Origin of the sequence: Actinoplanes sp. NPDC023936 (assembly GCF_040639325.1) — a bacterium.
In the GTDB taxonomy this organism is placed as follows: Bacteria; Actinomycetota; Actinomycetes; order Mycobacteriales; family Micromonosporaceae; genus Actinoplanes.
Window position 1 is genome coordinate 113,838 of the sequence record NZ_JBEZZR010000022.1, and the last position, 16,810, is coordinate 130,647.

The following is a 16,810-nucleotide window of genomic DNA, read 5'->3' on the forward strand; positions in this document are numbered from 1 at the left end:
TAGGGCCGGGAGCCCGGCAGCGACTAGGGCCGGCCGGATCGCCGGGCGCGCTCCTCGTAGGCCGCCCGGGCGGCCGTGTCCACCCGGCTCAGCACCGACCCGGTGTCGGACAGCCTGTCGAGCAGTCGCGTGATCCGGCGTGGCAGGGCCTGGGTGACCTTCGTCGGGCCCTGCACCCAGCGCGGCACCCAGAGCTCGGCCTGCGGCTTGCGCAGGGCCGCCTCGATCACCTCGGCCACGTCCTCGGGGGTGACCGGTTTGACGCCCTTCGCGGCCGGGACGCCGGTGGAGAGCTCGGTCTTCACCACGGTCGGCAGGATGACCGTGACGTCGACGCCGGCCGGTGCCAGCTCGGCCCGCATCGCCTCGCTGAACCCGACCACGGCGAACTTCGACGCCGAGTAGGTGGCCGCGTTCGCGACCGCGAGGCGGCCCACCGCCGAGGCCACGTTGACGATGTGGCCGCGGCCGCGGTCGACCATGCCCGGCGCCACCGCCTTCGTCCCGTTGATCACGCCGAACACGTTGACGTCGACGATGGTCCGGGTGATCTGGTCGGGTTCCTTGAGCAGCGAGCCGAGCGGCATGACGCCGGCGTTGTTGATCAGCGCGTGCCACGGGCCCAGGTGACCGGTTTCGGTCAGGAACTCCTGCCAGGAGGAGGGGTCGGTGACGTCCAGCCGGGCCGCGGCCACCCGGTCGCCGAAGGGCGCTGCCACGGTGGCCGCCAGGTCCCGGTCCAGGTCGCCGATCGCGACCGAGGCGCCGAGGCCGGCCAGACGTTCGGCGGTGGCCCGGCCGATGCCCCGCGCGCCGCCGGTGACGATCACGGCCATCCCGGCGATCTTGCGGCTCATCACGGCTTCACCAGGGCCCGGACGGCCTTGCGGTTGATCTTGCCGACGCTGGTGAGGGGCACCGCGTCCAGGACGATGACCTCGCGGGGGTACTTGTACTTCGCCATGCGTTCCCGGGCGAACTCGACCAGTTCCGGCCCGGAGACCTGATGCCCGGGCGTCAGCTGCACCACGGCGACGACCTCCTCGCCGGTCGAGGCGTCGGGACGGCCCACGCAGGCCGCGATCTGCACGGCCGGGTGTTCCAGCAGCACGTCCTCGACGTCGCGGGGGAACACGTTGAAGCCGCCCCGGATGATCAGGTCCTTCAGCCGGTCGACGACGTAGAGGAAGCCGTCGGCGTCGAACCGGCCGACGTCGCCGGTGTGCAGCCAGCCGTCGCGGACGGTCCGCGCGGTCAGCTCCCTGTCGTTCCAGTAGCCGAGCATGATGCCCGGGCCGCGTACGCAGATCTCGCCGTCCTCGCCGGTCGGCACCGGCTTCCCGTCGGGGTCGAGGATCGCCACCTCGGCGTGCGGGAGGGGCTTGCCGACGCTGCCGGCCCGATGGTCGGAAACGGTCTCCGCCGAGACGAACGCGCTGGACTCGGTGCAGCCGTAGCCTTCCAGAACTGTCACGCCGAAGGCCTTCTCGGCGGCGGCCCGGACCGGCGGGGGCAGGGTGGCGCCGCCCGAGCCGAAGATTCGCAGCGAGGACAGGTCGTAGTCGCCGAGCGGCTGGCCCAGCAGCATCGCCAGCATGGTGGGGACGACCGGGGCGCCTTCGAGGCGGTGCTCGGCGACCAGTTTCAGCCAGCCGACGGGTTCGAACCAGCGTTGCATCACCGAGACACCCCGGCGGTCGGAGTGCAGGCTGGCGATCGACACGATCAGGCCGTAGGCGTGCGACAGCGGCAGCGCCAGCAGACTCCTGGTCGCGTCCATGGTCCGGTTGACCTGGTCGAGGCCGCGGCCGCACTCCCACAACCCACGGTGGCTGAGCATGACGCCCTTCGCCCGGCCGGTGGTGCCGCCGGTGTAGAGCAGCGCCGCGAGGTCGTCGTCGGCACGCGGCTCGATCCCGGCCGGCTCACCGGCCTCGAGGTCGGCGAACGAGGAGCCGAGCACGAACTCCTTGACGTCCAGCCCCTCGGCGGCGTCCCGGAACAGGTCGGCCAGCTCCGGACTGATGATCGCCGCGGTGGCGCCCGAGTCGGTGAGGATGTGCCGCAGCTCGGGCACGCTCTGCAGGAAGATCACCGGGGTCACCACCGCGCCGGCACGCCAGATCGCCCGGTACGAGATGAACACCTCGGGCGCGTTCATCGTCAGCACGACGACCCGGTCGCCGGGCTGAACGCCGTGCGCGCGCAGCCCACCGGCGACCCGCGCCGATCGCCGGTGGATCTCCCCGGACGTCACCCACCGGCCCTCGAAGAACAGCGACTCGTAGTCGCCGTTGCGTTCGAAGGACTGCTCGGCGAGGACGGCGAGATTGTGTGTCCCGGGCCCGCTCATGACGAGACCTCCATCGCTAGTCGTGCCACCTCGTCGAACGCCGCCACGTCGTCACCGAGCAGGAACCGGTCCACCTTGGCCCGCCGCCAGTACAGATGCGCGTCGTGCTCCCAGGTGAAGCCGATGCCGCCGTGCACCTGGATCACCGCCTCGGCCGCCTGGTCCAGGGTGGTGGCGGCGGCGGCCTTGGCGGCGGCCGCGGCCAGCGGCAGTTCGCCCGGCGCGTGGTCGGCGGCCCAGGCGGCCCACCAGACCAGCGATCGCAGCTGCTCCACCGCGACGTAGACGTCCACGAGCATGTGCTTGATCGCCTGATAGGAGCCGATCGGACGCCCGAAGGCCTGACGCTGCTTCGCGTACTCCACACCGATCTCCAAGATCCGTGCGGCGGTGCCCAGCCCCTCAGCGGCGAGCACGGTACGGCCGACGCGCTCACCCCGCTGCCACAGGTCCGCGGCGTCGCGGGCCAGCACGACTGTCTCGCCCAGCGCGACGTCGCCGAGGCCGCGGGTCGCGTCGATCGGCTCCCGGACGGTGACCGTGCCCGGCCCGCAGACCAGGTCACCGTCGCGGAGTGCCAGGAACGTGTCGGCGCCGGCCGCGTCCAGTACCGGCCCGTCGTCGTCGACCACCGCCACGGCCAGGCTGCCGTCGGCGAGACCGGCCAGCCGGTCCGGGTGGTCGGCCAGCAGCACGGCCGCCCGCGCGTAGGTCACCAGGGACGGCCCGGCGAGGACCCGGCCGGCCCGCTCGGCCACCACGGCCAGGTGCAGGAGGCTGCCGCCACCCCCACCGGCGGCCTCCGGGACGGTGATCGCCGGATAGCCGCTCTTGACCAGCTCGGCGCGTCCGGGCCGTACACCGGCGCCGCCGTCCAGCGCCGCGCGGGCCGCCGCCGGGCCACCCGCGGCGGCCAGGAACTCACCGGCGGCGGCGGCCAGGTCCAGGTGTTCCTGATCCAGGTCGAAGTTCATCGCAGGCTCTCCCGGAACGTGAGTCCCTTGTCGGCTCGGGGTTCGGCGGGCAGCCCGAGGACCCGCTCGCCGATGATGTTGCGCAGCACCTGGTCGCTGCCGCCCGCGATGGCCATGCCCGGCATCACCGCCTGCGCGTTCTGCCAGATGCCGTCGCCCTCGCGGGTGGTCGCCACGCGGGCGTCGTCGCCGAGCACCCGCACCGCGAGGTCGGCCAGGTCACGTGCCGATCGGGTGCCGCTCAGCTTCCCCGCCGACGCCTCCGGCCCGGGAAGCTCGCCGCGGCTGAGTTTCGACAGCTGCCGGTACCCGGTGTAGCGGGCGCCGAGCGCGGCGACGTACCCGCGTCCCAGCTCCTGCCGGGCCAGGGCCTGCCGGCCGGGGCTGAGCGCGCCGATCCGCCCGGCGACGTGCCGGGCCACCGTCTCAGGTTTCGGCCCGACCGCGGTGCCGCCGCCGCCGAGCGAGAGGCGTTCGTTCATCAGCGTGGTCAGCGCCACCGTCCAGCCGTCGCCGACCGCGCCGAGGCGTTCGGCGTCGGGGATCACCACGTCGTCGAAGAACACCTCGTTGAAGTGCGCGTCGCCGTTCATCTGCCGCAGCGGCCGGACCGTGACGCCGGGCGCCTTCAGATCGACCACGAACATCGTCAGGCCGCGGTGTTTGGGCACGTCCGGATCGGTACGGGTGAGCAGGATCCCGTAGTCGGCGAGGTGCGCGAGCGTCGTCCACACCTTCTGCCCGCTGACCCGCCAGTCCCCGTCGTCGCCGCGTACCGCCCGGGTGCGCAGCGCGGCCAGGTCGCTGCCGGCGGCCGGCTCGCTGAACAGCTGGCACCACAGGTCGTCGGCGCGCAGCAGCCGCTTGAGGTAGCGCTGTCTCTGGTCCTCGCTGCCGTGCATGATCACAGTGGGTCCGCACATGCCGATGCCGATCAAATTGATCAGGGCGGGCAGCCCGAGCCGGGACATCTCCTGGTCGACGATCGCCTGCTGCATCGGCGTGCCGCCCCGGCCTCCGGCGGACACCGGCCAGGTGACCCCGACGAATCCGGCGTCGTAGAGAAGCGCCTGCCAGGCCCGGGGATCGGCACCGAGCTCATGCCGATGAGCCGCGAGAAACGCGCGGACCTCGGTCCGCCAGGCAGCCTCGTCCGGGGTGTCGTCGAAATCCATCCAGGTTCCTCCCGCTCTATCGGATGCCCAGCCTCCGCAGCAGCTTCAGTTGCTTGTTGCCGAACGCCACGAACGACTCCACCGGCCGGCCCGGCGGCGGGCCGAGCGGACCGAGCCGGGAGACCGCCACGGTCTGCGCGTCGGTGAACCGGCGGATGCCCTCGGCACCGTGCCGGCGGCCCAGGCCGCTCTCCCCGCGCCCGCCCATCGGCGCCTCCACGGTGGCGATCGCCAGGCCGGCGCCGTCGTTGACGTTCACCGCGCCGGAGCGGATCCGGCGGGCCATCGCCTCGGCGGCGGCGGTGTCGGCCGTGAAGATGCTGGCCGACAGGCCCTGCCGGCCCAGGTTGGCGGCGGCGATCGCGGCGTCGTCGCCGTCCACCCGGTGCAGGGCGACCACCGGCCCGAACGTCTCGCCGAGGCAGAGGTCCATGTCGCCGGTGACGCCGTCGAGGACGGTGGGCTGGTAGGCGTACGGGCCGATGTCGGGGCGGGCGCGGCCGCCGGCCAGCACGGTGGCGCCCTTGGCGACCGCGTCCCGCACGTGCGCGCTGACCTTGTCCAGCTGGGCCCGGCTCACCAGCGGGCCCACGTCGTAGCCGTAGCCGAGGCCCTGTCCGAGCCGCTGCGCGCTGGTGGCGGCCAGCAGCGCCTCGGTGAACGCCTCGTACACCTTCCGGTGGACGATCACGCGCTCGATGTGGATGCACATCTGGCCGCTGTTGGCGAACGCCGCCTCGACCGTGCCGCGGGCGGCGAGGTCCAGGTCGGCGTCGGCGCGGACGATCAGCGGGTTCTTGCCGCCGAGTTCGAGCGAGACGCCGATCAGGCGGCGGGCCGCGCGCTCGGCGACGATCCGGCCGGTGGCGGTGGAGCCGGTGAAGCAGAGATAGTCGGCGGCGTCGATCACCGCCGCGCCGATCGACGGCCCGTCACCGGCCACGACCTGCCAGACGTCCTCCGGCAGGCCCGCCTCGGCCATCCGGGCGCGGGCCCAGAGCAGGGTCAGCGGCGTCTGCTGGTCCGCCTTGCTGACCACGGTGTTGCCGGCCAGCAGGGCCGGGATCAGGTCGGCGACGCCCAGGTAGAGCGGATAGTTCCAGGGCGAGATGATGCCGACGACGCCCTTGGGGACGCGGACCTCGGTGACCCGGGTGACCACCGGGACGGCCGGGCGCACCAGGCGGTCCTTGAGGTAGGACCGCCCGTGCCGGGCGTAGTGCCGGGCCACCGTGCCGAGCAGCAGCACCTCCTGCCAGGCGTGCAGGCGGGCCTTGCCCACCTCCCACTGGATCAGGTCGAGGACCTCGTCCTGCCGCTCGACGAGCAGATCGTGGAAACGGAGCACGACCGCGGCGCGGGCCTCGTAGGAGAGCGCGGCCCACTGCGGCTGGGCCGCCCGGGCGCTGGTGGCGGCGGCGTCGACGTCGTCCGGGGAGCAGGCCGGCACCCCCGCGGTGGGCAGGGCGTCGTAGGGGGCGAGCGCGGTGAGCGTACCCAAATTGCCGTTTTTGACCCATCGGCGGAGGGACGCGAGCCTGGCGTCGGTGAGCCAGGCCGGGCGGTGGGCGCTGATCGTGCTCATGCGTTCTCCCGCAGGACGATCGGCTGGCCGTCCTTGGGGAACGGCAGCGAGTGATGGTCCAGCCGCGGCAGGTACGCCGGATCGACGCTCCAGTGATAGCGGCGCAGCAGGTTATGCATGATCGCCTTGACCTCCAGGCCGGCGAAGTACAGGCCGATGCACTTGTGCACACCACCGCCGAACGGCTCCCAGGCGAACCGGTGCGAGCGGTCCTCCCGGCGGCCCTCGGCGAACCGTTCCGGGTCGAAGACCATCGGATTGGTCCAGTACTCCTCCATCATGTGGGTGAACTGGATGCCGACCGCGCACATGGTTCCGGCCGGGATGCGCACGCCCTGCACGGCCGTGTCCTTGACGGTGTAGCGGACCAGGATCGGCACCGGCGCCCGCAGCCGCAGCGCCTCCCGCATCACCAGGTCGATCGCGACGAGCGACTCCAGGCCGGCCCGGTCCGGCGCCGGGCCCAGCGCCATCGCCTCGGCCCGGCAGCGTTCCTGCCACCGCGGGTGCTGGCCGAGGTACTGCAGGATCGTGGAGGTGGTGACGGTCGACGTGTCGTGCGCGGCCATCATCAGGAAGATCATGTGGTTGACCACGTCGTCGTCGGAGAAGCGGTCGCCGTCCTCGGTCTCGATGTGGCAGAGCACCGAGAAGATGTCGTCGGTCCGGGTGGCCCGCTTCGCCGGCAGGTACCCGCGCAGGAAGCTCTCCAGCACCCGGCGCGCGCGGTAGGCCCGGCCCCAGCGGGTGAACGGCACGTCGGCCCGGACGATCCCGGCGGCGGCCTGCACACAGGCGAGGAACGCCCGGTTCACCCGGGCCATCTCGGCCCGGCTGGTGTCCCGGGCGCCGCCCATGAACAGGTCCGCGGCGATGTCGAGGGTGAGCTGCTTGAGCCGCCAGTGCGCCGGGAACCGCTTGCCGGCCTCCCAGCCGCGCAGGCCCTGCTCGATCGCGGGGTGCAGCCGCCGGGTGTAGCCGTCCAGCCGGGCCGGGGTGAACGCCTCCTGCATGATCCGCCGATGGCCGTGGTGCACGTCGAAGTCGATCAGCATCAGGCCGCCGTGGAAGAACGGGCCGACCAGCTGGGACCAGGCCGGCTCGTTGGCGAACGCCTTGTCCCGGTTCTGCAGCGCCTCGCCGCAGGCGTCCGGGCCGAGCAGCATCACCGAGGTCCGGCCGAGCATGTAGGAGGGCGCGACCGGGCCGTAGTGGTCGTAGTGACGCCGGTAGAGCCGGACCGGATCGCGCTGGTAGTCGAAGAACGCGCCGATCCAGGGCAGCCCGCGATCCGCACGGCGCAGTGTCGCGATCTGGTGTGGTTCCCTCATCGGCCCACCCTTCCGGTATCGACCAGCGTGATTCGGGAAGGGCGTCCTGTCAATGTCGCCGGAACGGTGTGGCATGGTGGGCGGCATGGCGGTCCCATCGGGGAGCTACCGGGGCGTCAGCGCCGCCGACCGGGTGGCGCAGCGCCGTTCCCGGCTGCTCGCCGCCGCCCTCACGGTCTGGGCCGATCCGCGGATCCGCACCACGATGACGGCCGTCTGCGCCGAGGCTGGCCTCAGCGAGCGATATTTCTACGAGAGCTTCACCGGCCTCGAAGCGCTGCTCGAAGCGGTCATGGACACCATCGCGGCGGAGATCGAGGAGACCAGCCGGGCCGCGGCCGAGGCCGCGGGCGACAATCCGATTGATCGGGTACGCGCAGCGGTCCGCGCCTTCGTCGAACTGCTGAACGACGACCCCCGCAAGGGCCGCGTCGCGATCGTCGAGTCGCTCGCCGTGCCGAAACTGCGGCAGCGCCGCTCCGAGCTGCTGCGCCATCTCGCCCACCGGTCGGCGGTCGAGTCCCGCACGTTCCTCGGCCCACCGGGCCGCAGCGCCACCGAGGACGAGATCGGCGGCATGCTCTTCATCGGCGGCATGGCCGAGGTCATCACCGCGTGGCTGGACGGCGCCCTGCGGGCCTCCACCGACGAGATCGTCGAAGCCGCGTCCCGCACCCTGCTCGGCATCTACCGCTGAGCCCCGCCTGTCTCGGAATCACCCTGGGCGAACGATGCGCACGACCGCCCCACGCGCGAGGTTGGTGACATTCCGGCCAGTCGAGGGGGGCGAACGTCGTGGCGGACACTGACCGCAGTGCGGGTGCGGTGCGGGCCGGTGAGGCTCCGCAGCGAGCCGGGCTGGTGCTCATCGCGCTGATCGTGGTCGCCGGGGTGGCCAATCTGAACCTGTCGGTGGCGAATGTGGCCCTGCCGTCGATCGGGCGGGCGTTCGACTCGTCGCAGACCTCCCTCGACTTGATCGCGGTGGGCTATTCGCTGGGCCTGGCCGCGTCGGTGCTCTACCTGGGCGCGCTCGGCGACCGGTACGGCCGCAAGCTGATGCTGCTGCTGGGCATGGGCCTGTCCGTGCCGGCCTGCCTGCTCGCGGCGTACGCGCCGAGCGACACGGTGCTGTTCGCGGCCCGGTTGCTCGGTGGTTTCTCGGCCGGCCTGGCCTACCCGACGACGCTGGCGCTGATCACCGCCCTGTGGTCCGGACCGGGCCGGACGAAATCCATCGCGTTGTGGTCGGCGATCGGCGGCGGCATCGCGGCGCTCGGCCCGCTGGTCGCCGGCGCGCTGCTGCAGAACTTCTGGTGGGGCTCGGTCTTCCTGATCACCCTGCCGCTCGTGGCGGTCGCGCTGCTGCTCGCCTGGTTCCTGGTGCCGAGCGGGGTGAACGAGACCTCCGACCCGGTCGACAACCTCGGCGGCGTGCTGTCGGTGGTGCTGGTCGGCTCGCTGATCCTGTCGATCAACTTCGCGCCGGTGCCGAACAAGGGCGTCCTCGCTGTCGGGCTGGCCGTGATCGCGCTGGCCGCGCTGATCGGGTTCGCGCTGCGCCAGCGGGCCGCCGCGAACCCGCTGTACGACCTGCATGTGGCGCGCCGCCGGGTCTTCTGGGTGGCCGCCTGCGCCGGGGTGATCGTGTTTGGGTCGCTGATGGGCGCGGCGTTCGTCAGCCAGCAATACCTGCAGAACGTGCTGGGCTACTCGACCCTGGAGGCGGGCGCCGCCTTCCTGCCGGCGGTCATCCTGATGGTGCTGGTGGCGCCGCGCTCCGCGCAGCTGGTGGAGACCCGCGGGGCCCGGTTCACCCTCCTCTGTGGGTACGTGTCCCTGCTGCTCGCCTTCGGCTGGATGCTGGCGTTCTGGCAGGAGGGCAGCCCGTACTGGCAGATCGGCCTGGCGTACGCGTTCATCGGCGTCGGGGTCGGCCTGGCCGGCACCCCGGCCTCGCACTCGCTGACCGGCTCGGTGCCGGTGCGCCGGGCCGGCATGGCCTCCGGCACCGCCGACCTGCAACGCGACCTCGGCGGCGCGATCCTGCAATCGGTCTTCGGCGCGCTGCTGACCGCCGGGTACGCGTCCGCGTTCGCCGCCACCCTCGCCTCCACACCGGACGCCGAGAACATCAGCGGCGACATGCGCAACGTGCTCACCAAGTCGTTCTCCAGCGCCGCCGACGCGGCCCAGCAGTACCCGCAGTACGCCGGCCAGATCACCGCGGCCGCGAAGAGGTCGTTCCTGGACGGCGCCGACTGGGCGTACACCGCGGGCATCATCGCGATCCTGGCCGGCGCGGTTCTCGTGTTCTTCCTCTTCCCGCGCAAGGAGGAGGAACAGCGGCTCCTTGCGGACTACCACTCCGAGGACAACGGATAGGGAGCGAAAGCCCATGCAGCACTCCGACGTGATCGTCATCGGCACCGGAGCCGGAGGGGGAACCCTGGCGCACCGCCTGGCGTCCACCGGAAAACGGGTTCTGATCCTGGAACGCGGCGACTATCTGCCCCGCGAGCGGGACAACTGGGAATCGACAGCGGTGTTCGTGAAGGGCAAATACCGCGCACCGGAATTCTGGCTCGACAAACACGGGCACGAGTTCCCGCCCGAGGTGAACTACTACGTCGGCGGGAACACCAAGTTCTACGGTGCGGCGCTGTTCCGGCTGCGGCCGCAGGACTTCGGCGAGATCCGCCACCACGGCGGGATCTCACCGGCGTGGCCGATCAGCTACGACGACCTGGAGCCCTACTACAGCGAGGCCGAGCATCTGTACGGGGTGCGCGGCCTGCACGGTGAGGATCCGACCGCCGGTAAGGCCAGCCGGCCGTACCCGTTCGCGCCGGTGCAGCACGAGCCGCGCATCCAGGAGCTCAGCGACGGCCTGGAGAAGCTCGGCCGGCACCCGTTCCACCTGCCGATCGGCGTGGACCTGACCCAGAACGCCGCGGGCGGCGCCACCCACGGCAGCGCCTGCATCCGATGCGATCGGGTGGACGGCTTCCCGTGCCTGCTCGGCGCCAAGTCCGACGCGCAGGTCCGGTGTGTCGATCCGGCCCTGGAGCACGAGAACGTCACCATGGTCACCAACGCGTACGTGGAGGTGCTGGAGACCTCGGAATCGGGCCGCGAGGTGACCGCGGTGATCGCTTCGGTGAAGGGCGAGCGGCAGCGGTTCAGCGCGGACATCGTGGTCGTCGCGGCCGGCGCGGTGAACTCGGCCGCCCTGCTGCTGCGCTCGGCGAACGACAGGCATCCCCGCGGGCTGGCCAACGGCTCGGACACCGTCGGCCGGCACTACATGCGGCACAACAACCTGGCCGTCATGGCGGTCTCCCGGGAACCCAACCCGACCCGATTCCAGAAGACCCTCGCCCTGAACGACTGGTACTCCGCGTCGGACGAGTGGGAGTTCCCGATGGGCGGCATCCAGATGCTCGGCAAGTCCGACGCCGAGCAGATCCGGGCGAACGCGCCGCGGATGGCCGGCAAGGTGTCGCCGGAGATGCCGTTCGAGGTGCTCGCCCACCACGCCGTCGACTTCTGGCTGTGCGGCGAGGACCTGCCCGACCCGGAGAGCCGGGTGACACTGGAAGCCGACGGGCAGATCCGGCTCAGCCTGGCCGAGAAGAACAACGAGGAGGGCGTCAAACGGCTGCAGCACCAGCTGCGCGGCATGCTCGGCGACCTCGGGATGCATCCGCACCGGCTGCTCGACCACAGCATCTACCTGCACAAGGGGATGCCGATCGGGGCGACCGCGCACCAGGCCGGAACGGTGCGGTTCGGCACCGATCCGGCCAGTTCGGCGCTGGACGTGAACTGCAAGGCGCACGAGGTCGACAACCTCTACGTGGTGGACACCAGCTTCTTCCCGAGCATCGGGGCGGTGAACCCGTCGCTCACCGCGATGGCCAACGCCCTGCGCGTGGGTGAGCACATCGCAGGGCGCTTGCGCTGATCGTCAGACGGACGATCCGGTGAGGGCGACGGCGGTTCTCACCGGATCGTTTCTGTCTCCACGGGTTCCGGCTCCACGGGTTCCGGCCGCGAGGTCGCCGGGTCCTCGCCCAGCTCACCGCGCTGGTCCAGCCAGAACAGCAGGGTCAGCGCCGGGACCACCAGCACCAGCGCGGCGACGAACCAGATCAGCAGCCAGCGCAGCGTCGCCGGGTCGGCGGCGCCGTCCTGCACGGTGAGCGAGAACGGCAGCAGGTACGGGTACTGCGCGACCGCCCACGCCCACACCAGCGCCGCGATCCCGCCGGCCGCGACCAGCCGCATGAGCCACACCCGCACCCCGGTGGCCAGCCAGAACGATCCGGCCAGCAGGGCCAGGCTGAGCAGCAGCAGCGGCCAGCCGCGCTGGACCACCCGGTCGGCCATCTGCCGCTCGTCGGCGTAGAGCGCGATCAGCACACCGATGCCGAGCAGCAGCCCGGCGACACCCGCGGCGCGGGCCCGGAGGCGGAAGTAGCCGTGGAGGGCGGCCGTGCCGTGCCGGTGCGCCTCGGCGAGCAGGTAGACCGCCGAGACGTACGCGCCGATCGCCACCGTCAGCAGGCCGACCAGGATCGACGACGGGTTGAGCCAGCTGGTGATCTCGTCGCCGGCCGCGTTGCCGACCGGGATCCGGCCGGTCAGCACCGCGCCGACGGCGGTGCCCAGGCAGAACGGGGTGAGGAACGAGCCGATCCCGAACAGCCAGCCGGCCAGGTGCCGCATCCGGGCCCGGGCGGCGTCCTTGCTCATCGCGAACCCGGCGGCCCGCAGCACGATGCCGAGCAGCGCGAGCGCGAGCGGGATGTAGAGCGTCGACATGACCGACGCGAAGGTGCTGCCGAAACCGGTCCAGCAGACCACCAGCACGTAGATCAGCCAGACGTGGTTGGCCTCCCAGACCGGGGTGACGGCGTTGTCGATCAGCGAGCGGGGCAGGCGTCCCCGGTCGCGTCCGCCCGCCGTGAGGTCCCAGAAGCCGGCGCCGTAGTCGGCGATGCCGGTGCACGCGTACAGGGTCAGGGCCAGCATCATGACCCCGGCCACGGCGATAGCGGTGTTCACGGCGTCACCTCCGAGTCCGCCACGGCCGGCCGCGGTCCGTACACGGCCAGGTCGTCGTCGGTCTGATCGCTCTGGCGCCAGCGCCGCGACATCGCGCGCAGCACGGTGATCGTGCCGATCGCCAGGGTCAGGTAGAGCAGCGCGATCAGGCTGAAGCTGATCCACAGGGTGCCCGCGTCGGTGTTGGTGACCGCCTCCTCGGTACGCATGATGTTGTAGACGATCCATGGCTGGCGGCCCACCTCGGTGACGATCCAGCCGGCCTCGACCGCGATGTAGGTGAGCACGCCCGCGCTCGCGGCGAACCACAGGAAGACCCGGTTGTCCGGCACATCGCGTTTTCGCCAGTAGGCGATGCCGAACCACAGGGAGAGCAGCATCAGCAACGTGCCGATGCCGACCATGATGTCGAACGCCCAGTGCACGATGGTGACGTTCGACGGACGGTTCTCCGGCGGGACCTGGTCCAGCCCGGGGACGTAGGTGTCGACGCTGCCGCCGGCGAGCCAGGAGTTCAGGCCGGGGATGGAGACGCCGCCCACGACCGTGTTGGTGGCGCTGTCGTACCGTCCGAACAGCACCTCGGGCTGGTGGGTGCCGGACTCGGTGACCACCTCCATCGCCGCGAACTTCGCCGGCTGATCCTTGAAGACGGCGACGGCGGTCAGGTCGCCGACGACGAACTGCACCGGGACCAGCACTGTCGCGATGGTCAGCGGGATCAGGATGCCCAGCCGGTGGTAGCGGTCGCGGCGGCCCTTCAGCCAGCCGACCACGTAGATCGACGCGACAGTGAACGCCGCGGCCATGTACGCGGCGACCAGGAAGTGCGCGAACTCGTACGGCAGCGCGTCGTTGAAGATCGCCGCGATCGGGTCGACGTTCGTGACCTGCCCGTTCGCGTCGATGGTGAAGCCGGCCGGCATGTTCATCCAGGCGTTCGCCGAGATGATCGAGAAGGCGCCGCCGATCGCCACGAACGGGATCGGCAGGCCCAGCCAGAAGTGTGTCCACGGCTTCAGCCGCCGCCAGCCGTAGATGTAGATCGCGACCAGGATGGCCTCCAGGAAGAAGAGCACGCCCTCGATCGCGAAGGGCAGCCCGAACACCTCCCCGAAGCGGCCGGTCAGACCGGGCCAGAGCAGGCCCATCTCGAACGACAGCACGGTTCCCGAGGCGGCGCCCACGGCGAAGGTCAGGCCCGCGGCGTGCGACCAGCGCCGGGCCAGCGTCAACGCCACGGTGTCGTTGCGTTTCAGCCCTTTGTAGTTGGCGATCAGCATCATCGTCGGCAGCGCGATCCCGAACGGCACGAAGACGATGTGGAACATCAGGGTCAGCGCCATCTGTTCCCGTGCCGGCAGCAGCTGGGCGGGAGCGGCGAGCAGGTCGGCATTCACGCGATCCACCATCGGATACGAGAGGTATCGAAGGCCTCATCCGTCCGGGATGAGGCCTGCCGGCACGCGCCCGGCCGACGATGGGCCTCGCTGACGCGGTTGTCCGCGGGGGAGGAGTCACCATGGCCGGCACGACCGAAGTGATCATCGTGGGTGCGGGATTCGCCGGGGTGGCCTGCGCGCGGCGGCTCGCCGCCGAGCCGCGCGCCCGGGTGACCCTCGTGGATCGCAACGGATATCACCAGTTCCAGCCGCTGCTCTACCAGATCGCCACGGCCGAGCTGGCGCCGCGGGACATCCGGTTCGACCTGGACGAGATGTTCGCCCGGCACGCCACGGTGCGGACCCGTACCGGTGAGGTCGTCGCGATCGACCCGCACGCGCCGTCGGTGACGTTCGCCGACGACAGCACGCTCGCCGCCGACGTGCTGGTGCTGGGCGCGGGCGCGCAGCCGAACTTCTTCCACACGCCCGGCGCGGAGCAGCACACGGTGCCGCTGTACAGCCTGACCGACGCCGAGCGGGTGCGCGGCCGGATCCTCGAGCTGTTCCGTGACGCCGCGGCCAAGCCGGAGTTGGCCGAGGACGGCGCGCTCACCTTCGTGGTGGTCGGCGGTGGCCCGACCGGCGTGGAGACCGCCGGCGCGCTGGCCGAGCTCGTGCACGACGTGATGCCGCACGTCTATCCGCACCTGGCCATCGCCGGCGCCCGCGTCATCCTGGTCGATCTCGGACACACGGTGCTCACCGCGTTCTCCGACGACGCGCACGGGTACGCCGTCCGGCAGCTGACCCGCCGCGGCGTCGAGCTGCGCCTGGGAGTGTCGGTCAAGGAGGTCGCTCCGGACGGGGTCACGCTCGGCGACGGCACCACGATCAAGACCCGCCTGGTGGTCTGGGGCGGCGGTCAGTCGGCCGCGCCGCTCGCCTCCCGGTCCGGCCTGCCGCAGGGCCGCGGCGGCCGCATCGACGTCCACCCGGACCTCTCGGTCCCCGGCTTCCCCGCGGTGTACGCGCTCGGCGACGTCGCGAACATTCCCGGCGCCGACGGCGAGGCGCTGCCGCAGCTCGGCAGCGTCGCCCAGCAGGCCGGTGACTGGGCGGCCGGCAACATCATCGCGGACCTGGAGGGCGACCGGCGGCAGCCGTTCCACTACAAGGACAAAGGGATCATGGCGATGATCGGCCGAAAGGCCGCGGTCGCCGAGATCGGACCGCACCGGCACGAGCTGAAGGGCCGGCTCGCCTTCGCGGCCTGGCTCGGTGTGCACGCGCAACTGCTGGCCAACGCGGGCGCCGAGATGCGCGCCTTCGCGAGCTGGTTCGACGACTTCTACCTCCGGCCGGCGCACCGGTCGGCCGAGCTGCTCGATCCCGCCACGATCGACAGGCCACGCATCCGTCTGGAAGGGACACACGATGGCACCGAACACGCGGGGTGACGTTCTCGTCATCTTCGGCATCACCGGCGACCTGGCCAAGGTGATGACCTTCCGATCGCTCTACCGGCTGGAGCTGCGCGGCCTGCTCGACTGCCCGATCATCGGCGTCGCCGTCGACGACTGGACGCCTGACGACCTGGTGAGCCACGCGCGGGCCGCGATCGAGGGCACCGGCGAGAAGATCGAGGACGAGGCGTTCCACCGGCTCACCGCCCGGATGAGCTACCTCAGCGGCGACTTCGGCGACCCCGGCACGTACCAGCGGATCGGCGCGGCGATCGGGGACGCCGCGGTGCCGGTCTTCTACCTGGAGATCCCGCCGTTCCTGTTCGGCCGGGTCGCCGCCGGGCTGGCCGAGGCCGGCCTGGTCCGGGCCGGCCGGGTCGTGGTGGAGAAGCCGTTCGGTCACGACACCGCGTCCGCCGTCGCCCTGGCCGCCGAGATCCACCAGCACATCGACGAGTCGCAGCTGTTCCGCATCGACCACTTCCTCGGCAAGATGGGCCTCGAAGAGCTGGTCTACTTCCGGTTCGCCAACACGCTGCTCGAACCGGTGTGGAACCGCAACTACGTCGAGTCGGTCGAGATCACCATGGCGGAGAGCTTCGGTGTCGAGGACCGCGGCCACTTCTACGACCCGGTCGGCGCGGTGCGGGACGTGGTGGTGAACCACCTGATGCAGGTCGTCGCGGCCGGCGCGATGGAATCCCCGGCCGGCGCCGACATCGGCCAGCTCAAGAACACCCAGCTCGCGCTCTGGAAGGCGATCGAGGAGGCGGACCCGGCCCACTACGTCCGCGGGCAGTACGACGGGTACCGCGCCATTCCCGGCGTCGCCCCGGACTCGCAGACCGAGACGTACGCGGCGATCCGGCTCGACATCGACAACTGGCGCTGGTCCGGGGTGCCGTTCTTCATCCGTACCGGCAAACGCCTGCCGACCACCCAGACCGAGTTCCGCCTGGTCTTCAAACGGCCGCCGAAACTGGGTCTGCGACTGCCCGGCATGGCGCATCGCCCGGAGCCGGACCAGCTGGTGATCAAGCTGGATCCGTCGACCGGGATGCGCCTGAGCCTGCAGGCGCACCGCGGCGACGCGGACGGGCCGGAACCGGTCAACCTGGACATGGAGTTCGCCGACGAGGGCGGCGAGGGCCCGACGCCGTACGAGGTGCTGCTGCACGCGGCGCTGCTCGGCAACAGCACCCGCTTCCAGCGCCAGGACGGCGTCGAGGAGACCTGGCGGATCCTGCAGCCGCTGATCGACAGCCCGCCGCCGGTCGAGACGTACGCGCCCGGCACCTGGGGCCCGCCCGGCGCCGATCGCCTGGTGGCCGGTCACGGCGGCTGGCACGGCCCCTGGGTGGCGCGCTGACGGCCGGCGGCCGGTCGCATGGTGGCTCGGCGGAGGATACGTGCTGCCGACCGGCTCCGGGAGGGTTCGCGAGGATGCCACACCTCAGGGTGAACAAATCACACA

General features: G+C 71.5%; 13 protein-coding genes. 5 read left to right on the top strand and 8 right to left on the bottom strand.

What is annotated here, in order from left to right; genetic code table 11:
* Positions 1 to 23: 23 nt before the first annotated feature.
* The 6 genes from AB0F72_RS26185 to AB0F72_RS26210 are packed head-to-tail and all read right to left on the bottom strand — an operon-like array spanning position 24 to position 7,418.
* Positions 24 to 857 (bottom strand): SDR family oxidoreductase, encoded by an 834-nt coding sequence (locus AB0F72_RS26185; protein ID WP_360436068.1) that lies wholly within the window; start codon positions 855 to 857, stop codon positions 24 to 26.
* Positions 857 to 2,353, bottom strand: a complete 1,497-nt coding sequence (locus tag AB0F72_RS26190; protein ID WP_360436070.1) for an AMP-binding protein — start codon at positions 2,351 to 2,353, stop codon at positions 857 to 859. The genes AB0F72_RS26185 and AB0F72_RS26190 overlap by 1 nt, the downstream gene beginning before the upstream one ends.
* Positions 2,350 to 3,327, bottom strand: coding sequence for an acyl-CoA dehydrogenase (locus AB0F72_RS26195; RefSeq protein ID WP_360436072.1), 978 nt, complete (start codon positions 3,325 to 3,327; stop codon positions 2,350 to 2,352). Before AB0F72_RS26195 ends, AB0F72_RS26190 begins: the two co-directional genes overlap by 4 nt.
* The gene (locus tag AB0F72_RS26200) at positions 3,324 to 4,502 is read right to left on the bottom strand and encodes an acyl-CoA dehydrogenase family protein (RefSeq protein WP_360436074.1); all 1,179 of its coding nucleotides are present in this window, start codon (positions 4,500 to 4,502) and stop codon (positions 3,324 to 3,326) included. Before AB0F72_RS26200 ends, AB0F72_RS26195 begins: the two co-directional genes overlap by 4 nt.
* Before the next feature lie 16 nt (positions 4,503 to 4,518).
* Positions 4,519 to 6,087: a succinic semialdehyde dehydrogenase gene (locus tag AB0F72_RS26205; RefSeq protein WP_360436076.1), complete on the bottom strand. Its 1,569-nt coding sequence runs from the start codon at positions 6,085 to 6,087 to the stop codon at positions 4,519 to 4,521.
* Positions 6,084 to 7,418: a cytochrome P450 gene (locus tag AB0F72_RS26210; RefSeq protein WP_360436078.1), complete on the bottom strand. Its 1,335-nt coding sequence runs from the start codon at positions 7,416 to 7,418 to the stop codon at positions 6,084 to 6,086. Before AB0F72_RS26210 ends, AB0F72_RS26205 begins: the two co-directional genes overlap by 4 nt.
* Before the next feature lie 85 nt (positions 7,419 to 7,503).
* Between AB0F72_RS26210 and AB0F72_RS26215 the strand changes: the two genes are divergently transcribed.
* The 3 genes from AB0F72_RS26215 (at position 7,504) to AB0F72_RS26225 (ending at position 11,385) form a co-directional block, all read left to right on the top strand.
* The gene (locus AB0F72_RS26215) at positions 7,504 to 8,115 is read left to right on the top strand and encodes a TetR/AcrR family transcriptional regulator (protein ID WP_360436080.1); all 612 of its coding nucleotides are present in this window, start codon (positions 7,504 to 7,506) and stop codon (positions 8,113 to 8,115) included.
* Positions 8,116 to 8,213: 98 nt separating this feature from the next.
* Complete coding sequence (locus AB0F72_RS26220) at positions 8,214 to 9,803, top strand: MFS transporter (protein WP_360436082.1); 1,590 nt, start codon at positions 8,214 to 8,216, stop codon at positions 9,801 to 9,803.
* A gap of 13 nt (positions 9,804 to 9,816) precedes the next feature.
* Positions 9,817 to 11,385: a GMC family oxidoreductase gene (locus AB0F72_RS26225; protein WP_360436084.1), complete on the top strand. Its 1,569-nt coding sequence runs from the start codon at positions 9,817 to 9,819 to the stop codon at positions 11,383 to 11,385.
* 38 nt (positions 11,386 to 11,423) lie between these two features.
* Here the strand turns inward: AB0F72_RS26225 and AB0F72_RS26230 are convergent, their stop codons facing one another.
* Positions 11,424 to 12,488: a cytochrome d ubiquinol oxidase subunit II gene (locus tag AB0F72_RS26230; protein ID WP_360436086.1), complete on the bottom strand. Its 1,065-nt coding sequence runs from the start codon at positions 12,486 to 12,488 to the stop codon at positions 11,424 to 11,426.
* On the bottom strand, positions 12,485 to 13,888 hold the full coding sequence (locus AB0F72_RS26235) for a cytochrome ubiquinol oxidase subunit I (RefSeq protein WP_360436088.1): 1,404 nt from the start codon (positions 13,886 to 13,888) through the stop codon (positions 12,485 to 12,487). The genes AB0F72_RS26230 and AB0F72_RS26235 overlap by 4 nt, the downstream gene beginning before the upstream one ends.
* A 122-nt stretch (positions 13,889 to 14,010) precedes the next feature.
* On the opposite strand from AB0F72_RS26235, the gene AB0F72_RS26240 reads away from it, so the two are divergent.
* Positions 14,011 to 15,330, top strand: a complete 1,320-nt coding sequence (locus tag AB0F72_RS26240; RefSeq protein ID WP_360436090.1) for an NAD(P)/FAD-dependent oxidoreductase — start codon at positions 14,011 to 14,013, stop codon at positions 15,328 to 15,330.
* Positions 15,308 to 16,705 carry a glucose-6-phosphate dehydrogenase gene (locus AB0F72_RS26245; RefSeq protein WP_360436092.1) on the top strand — a complete coding sequence of 466 codons (1,398 nt, stop codon included), beginning with the start codon at positions 15,308 to 15,310 and terminating at the stop codon, positions 16,703 to 16,705. The genes AB0F72_RS26240 and AB0F72_RS26245 overlap by 23 nt, the downstream gene beginning before the upstream one ends.
* Positions 16,706 to 16,810: the final 105 nt, after the last annotated feature.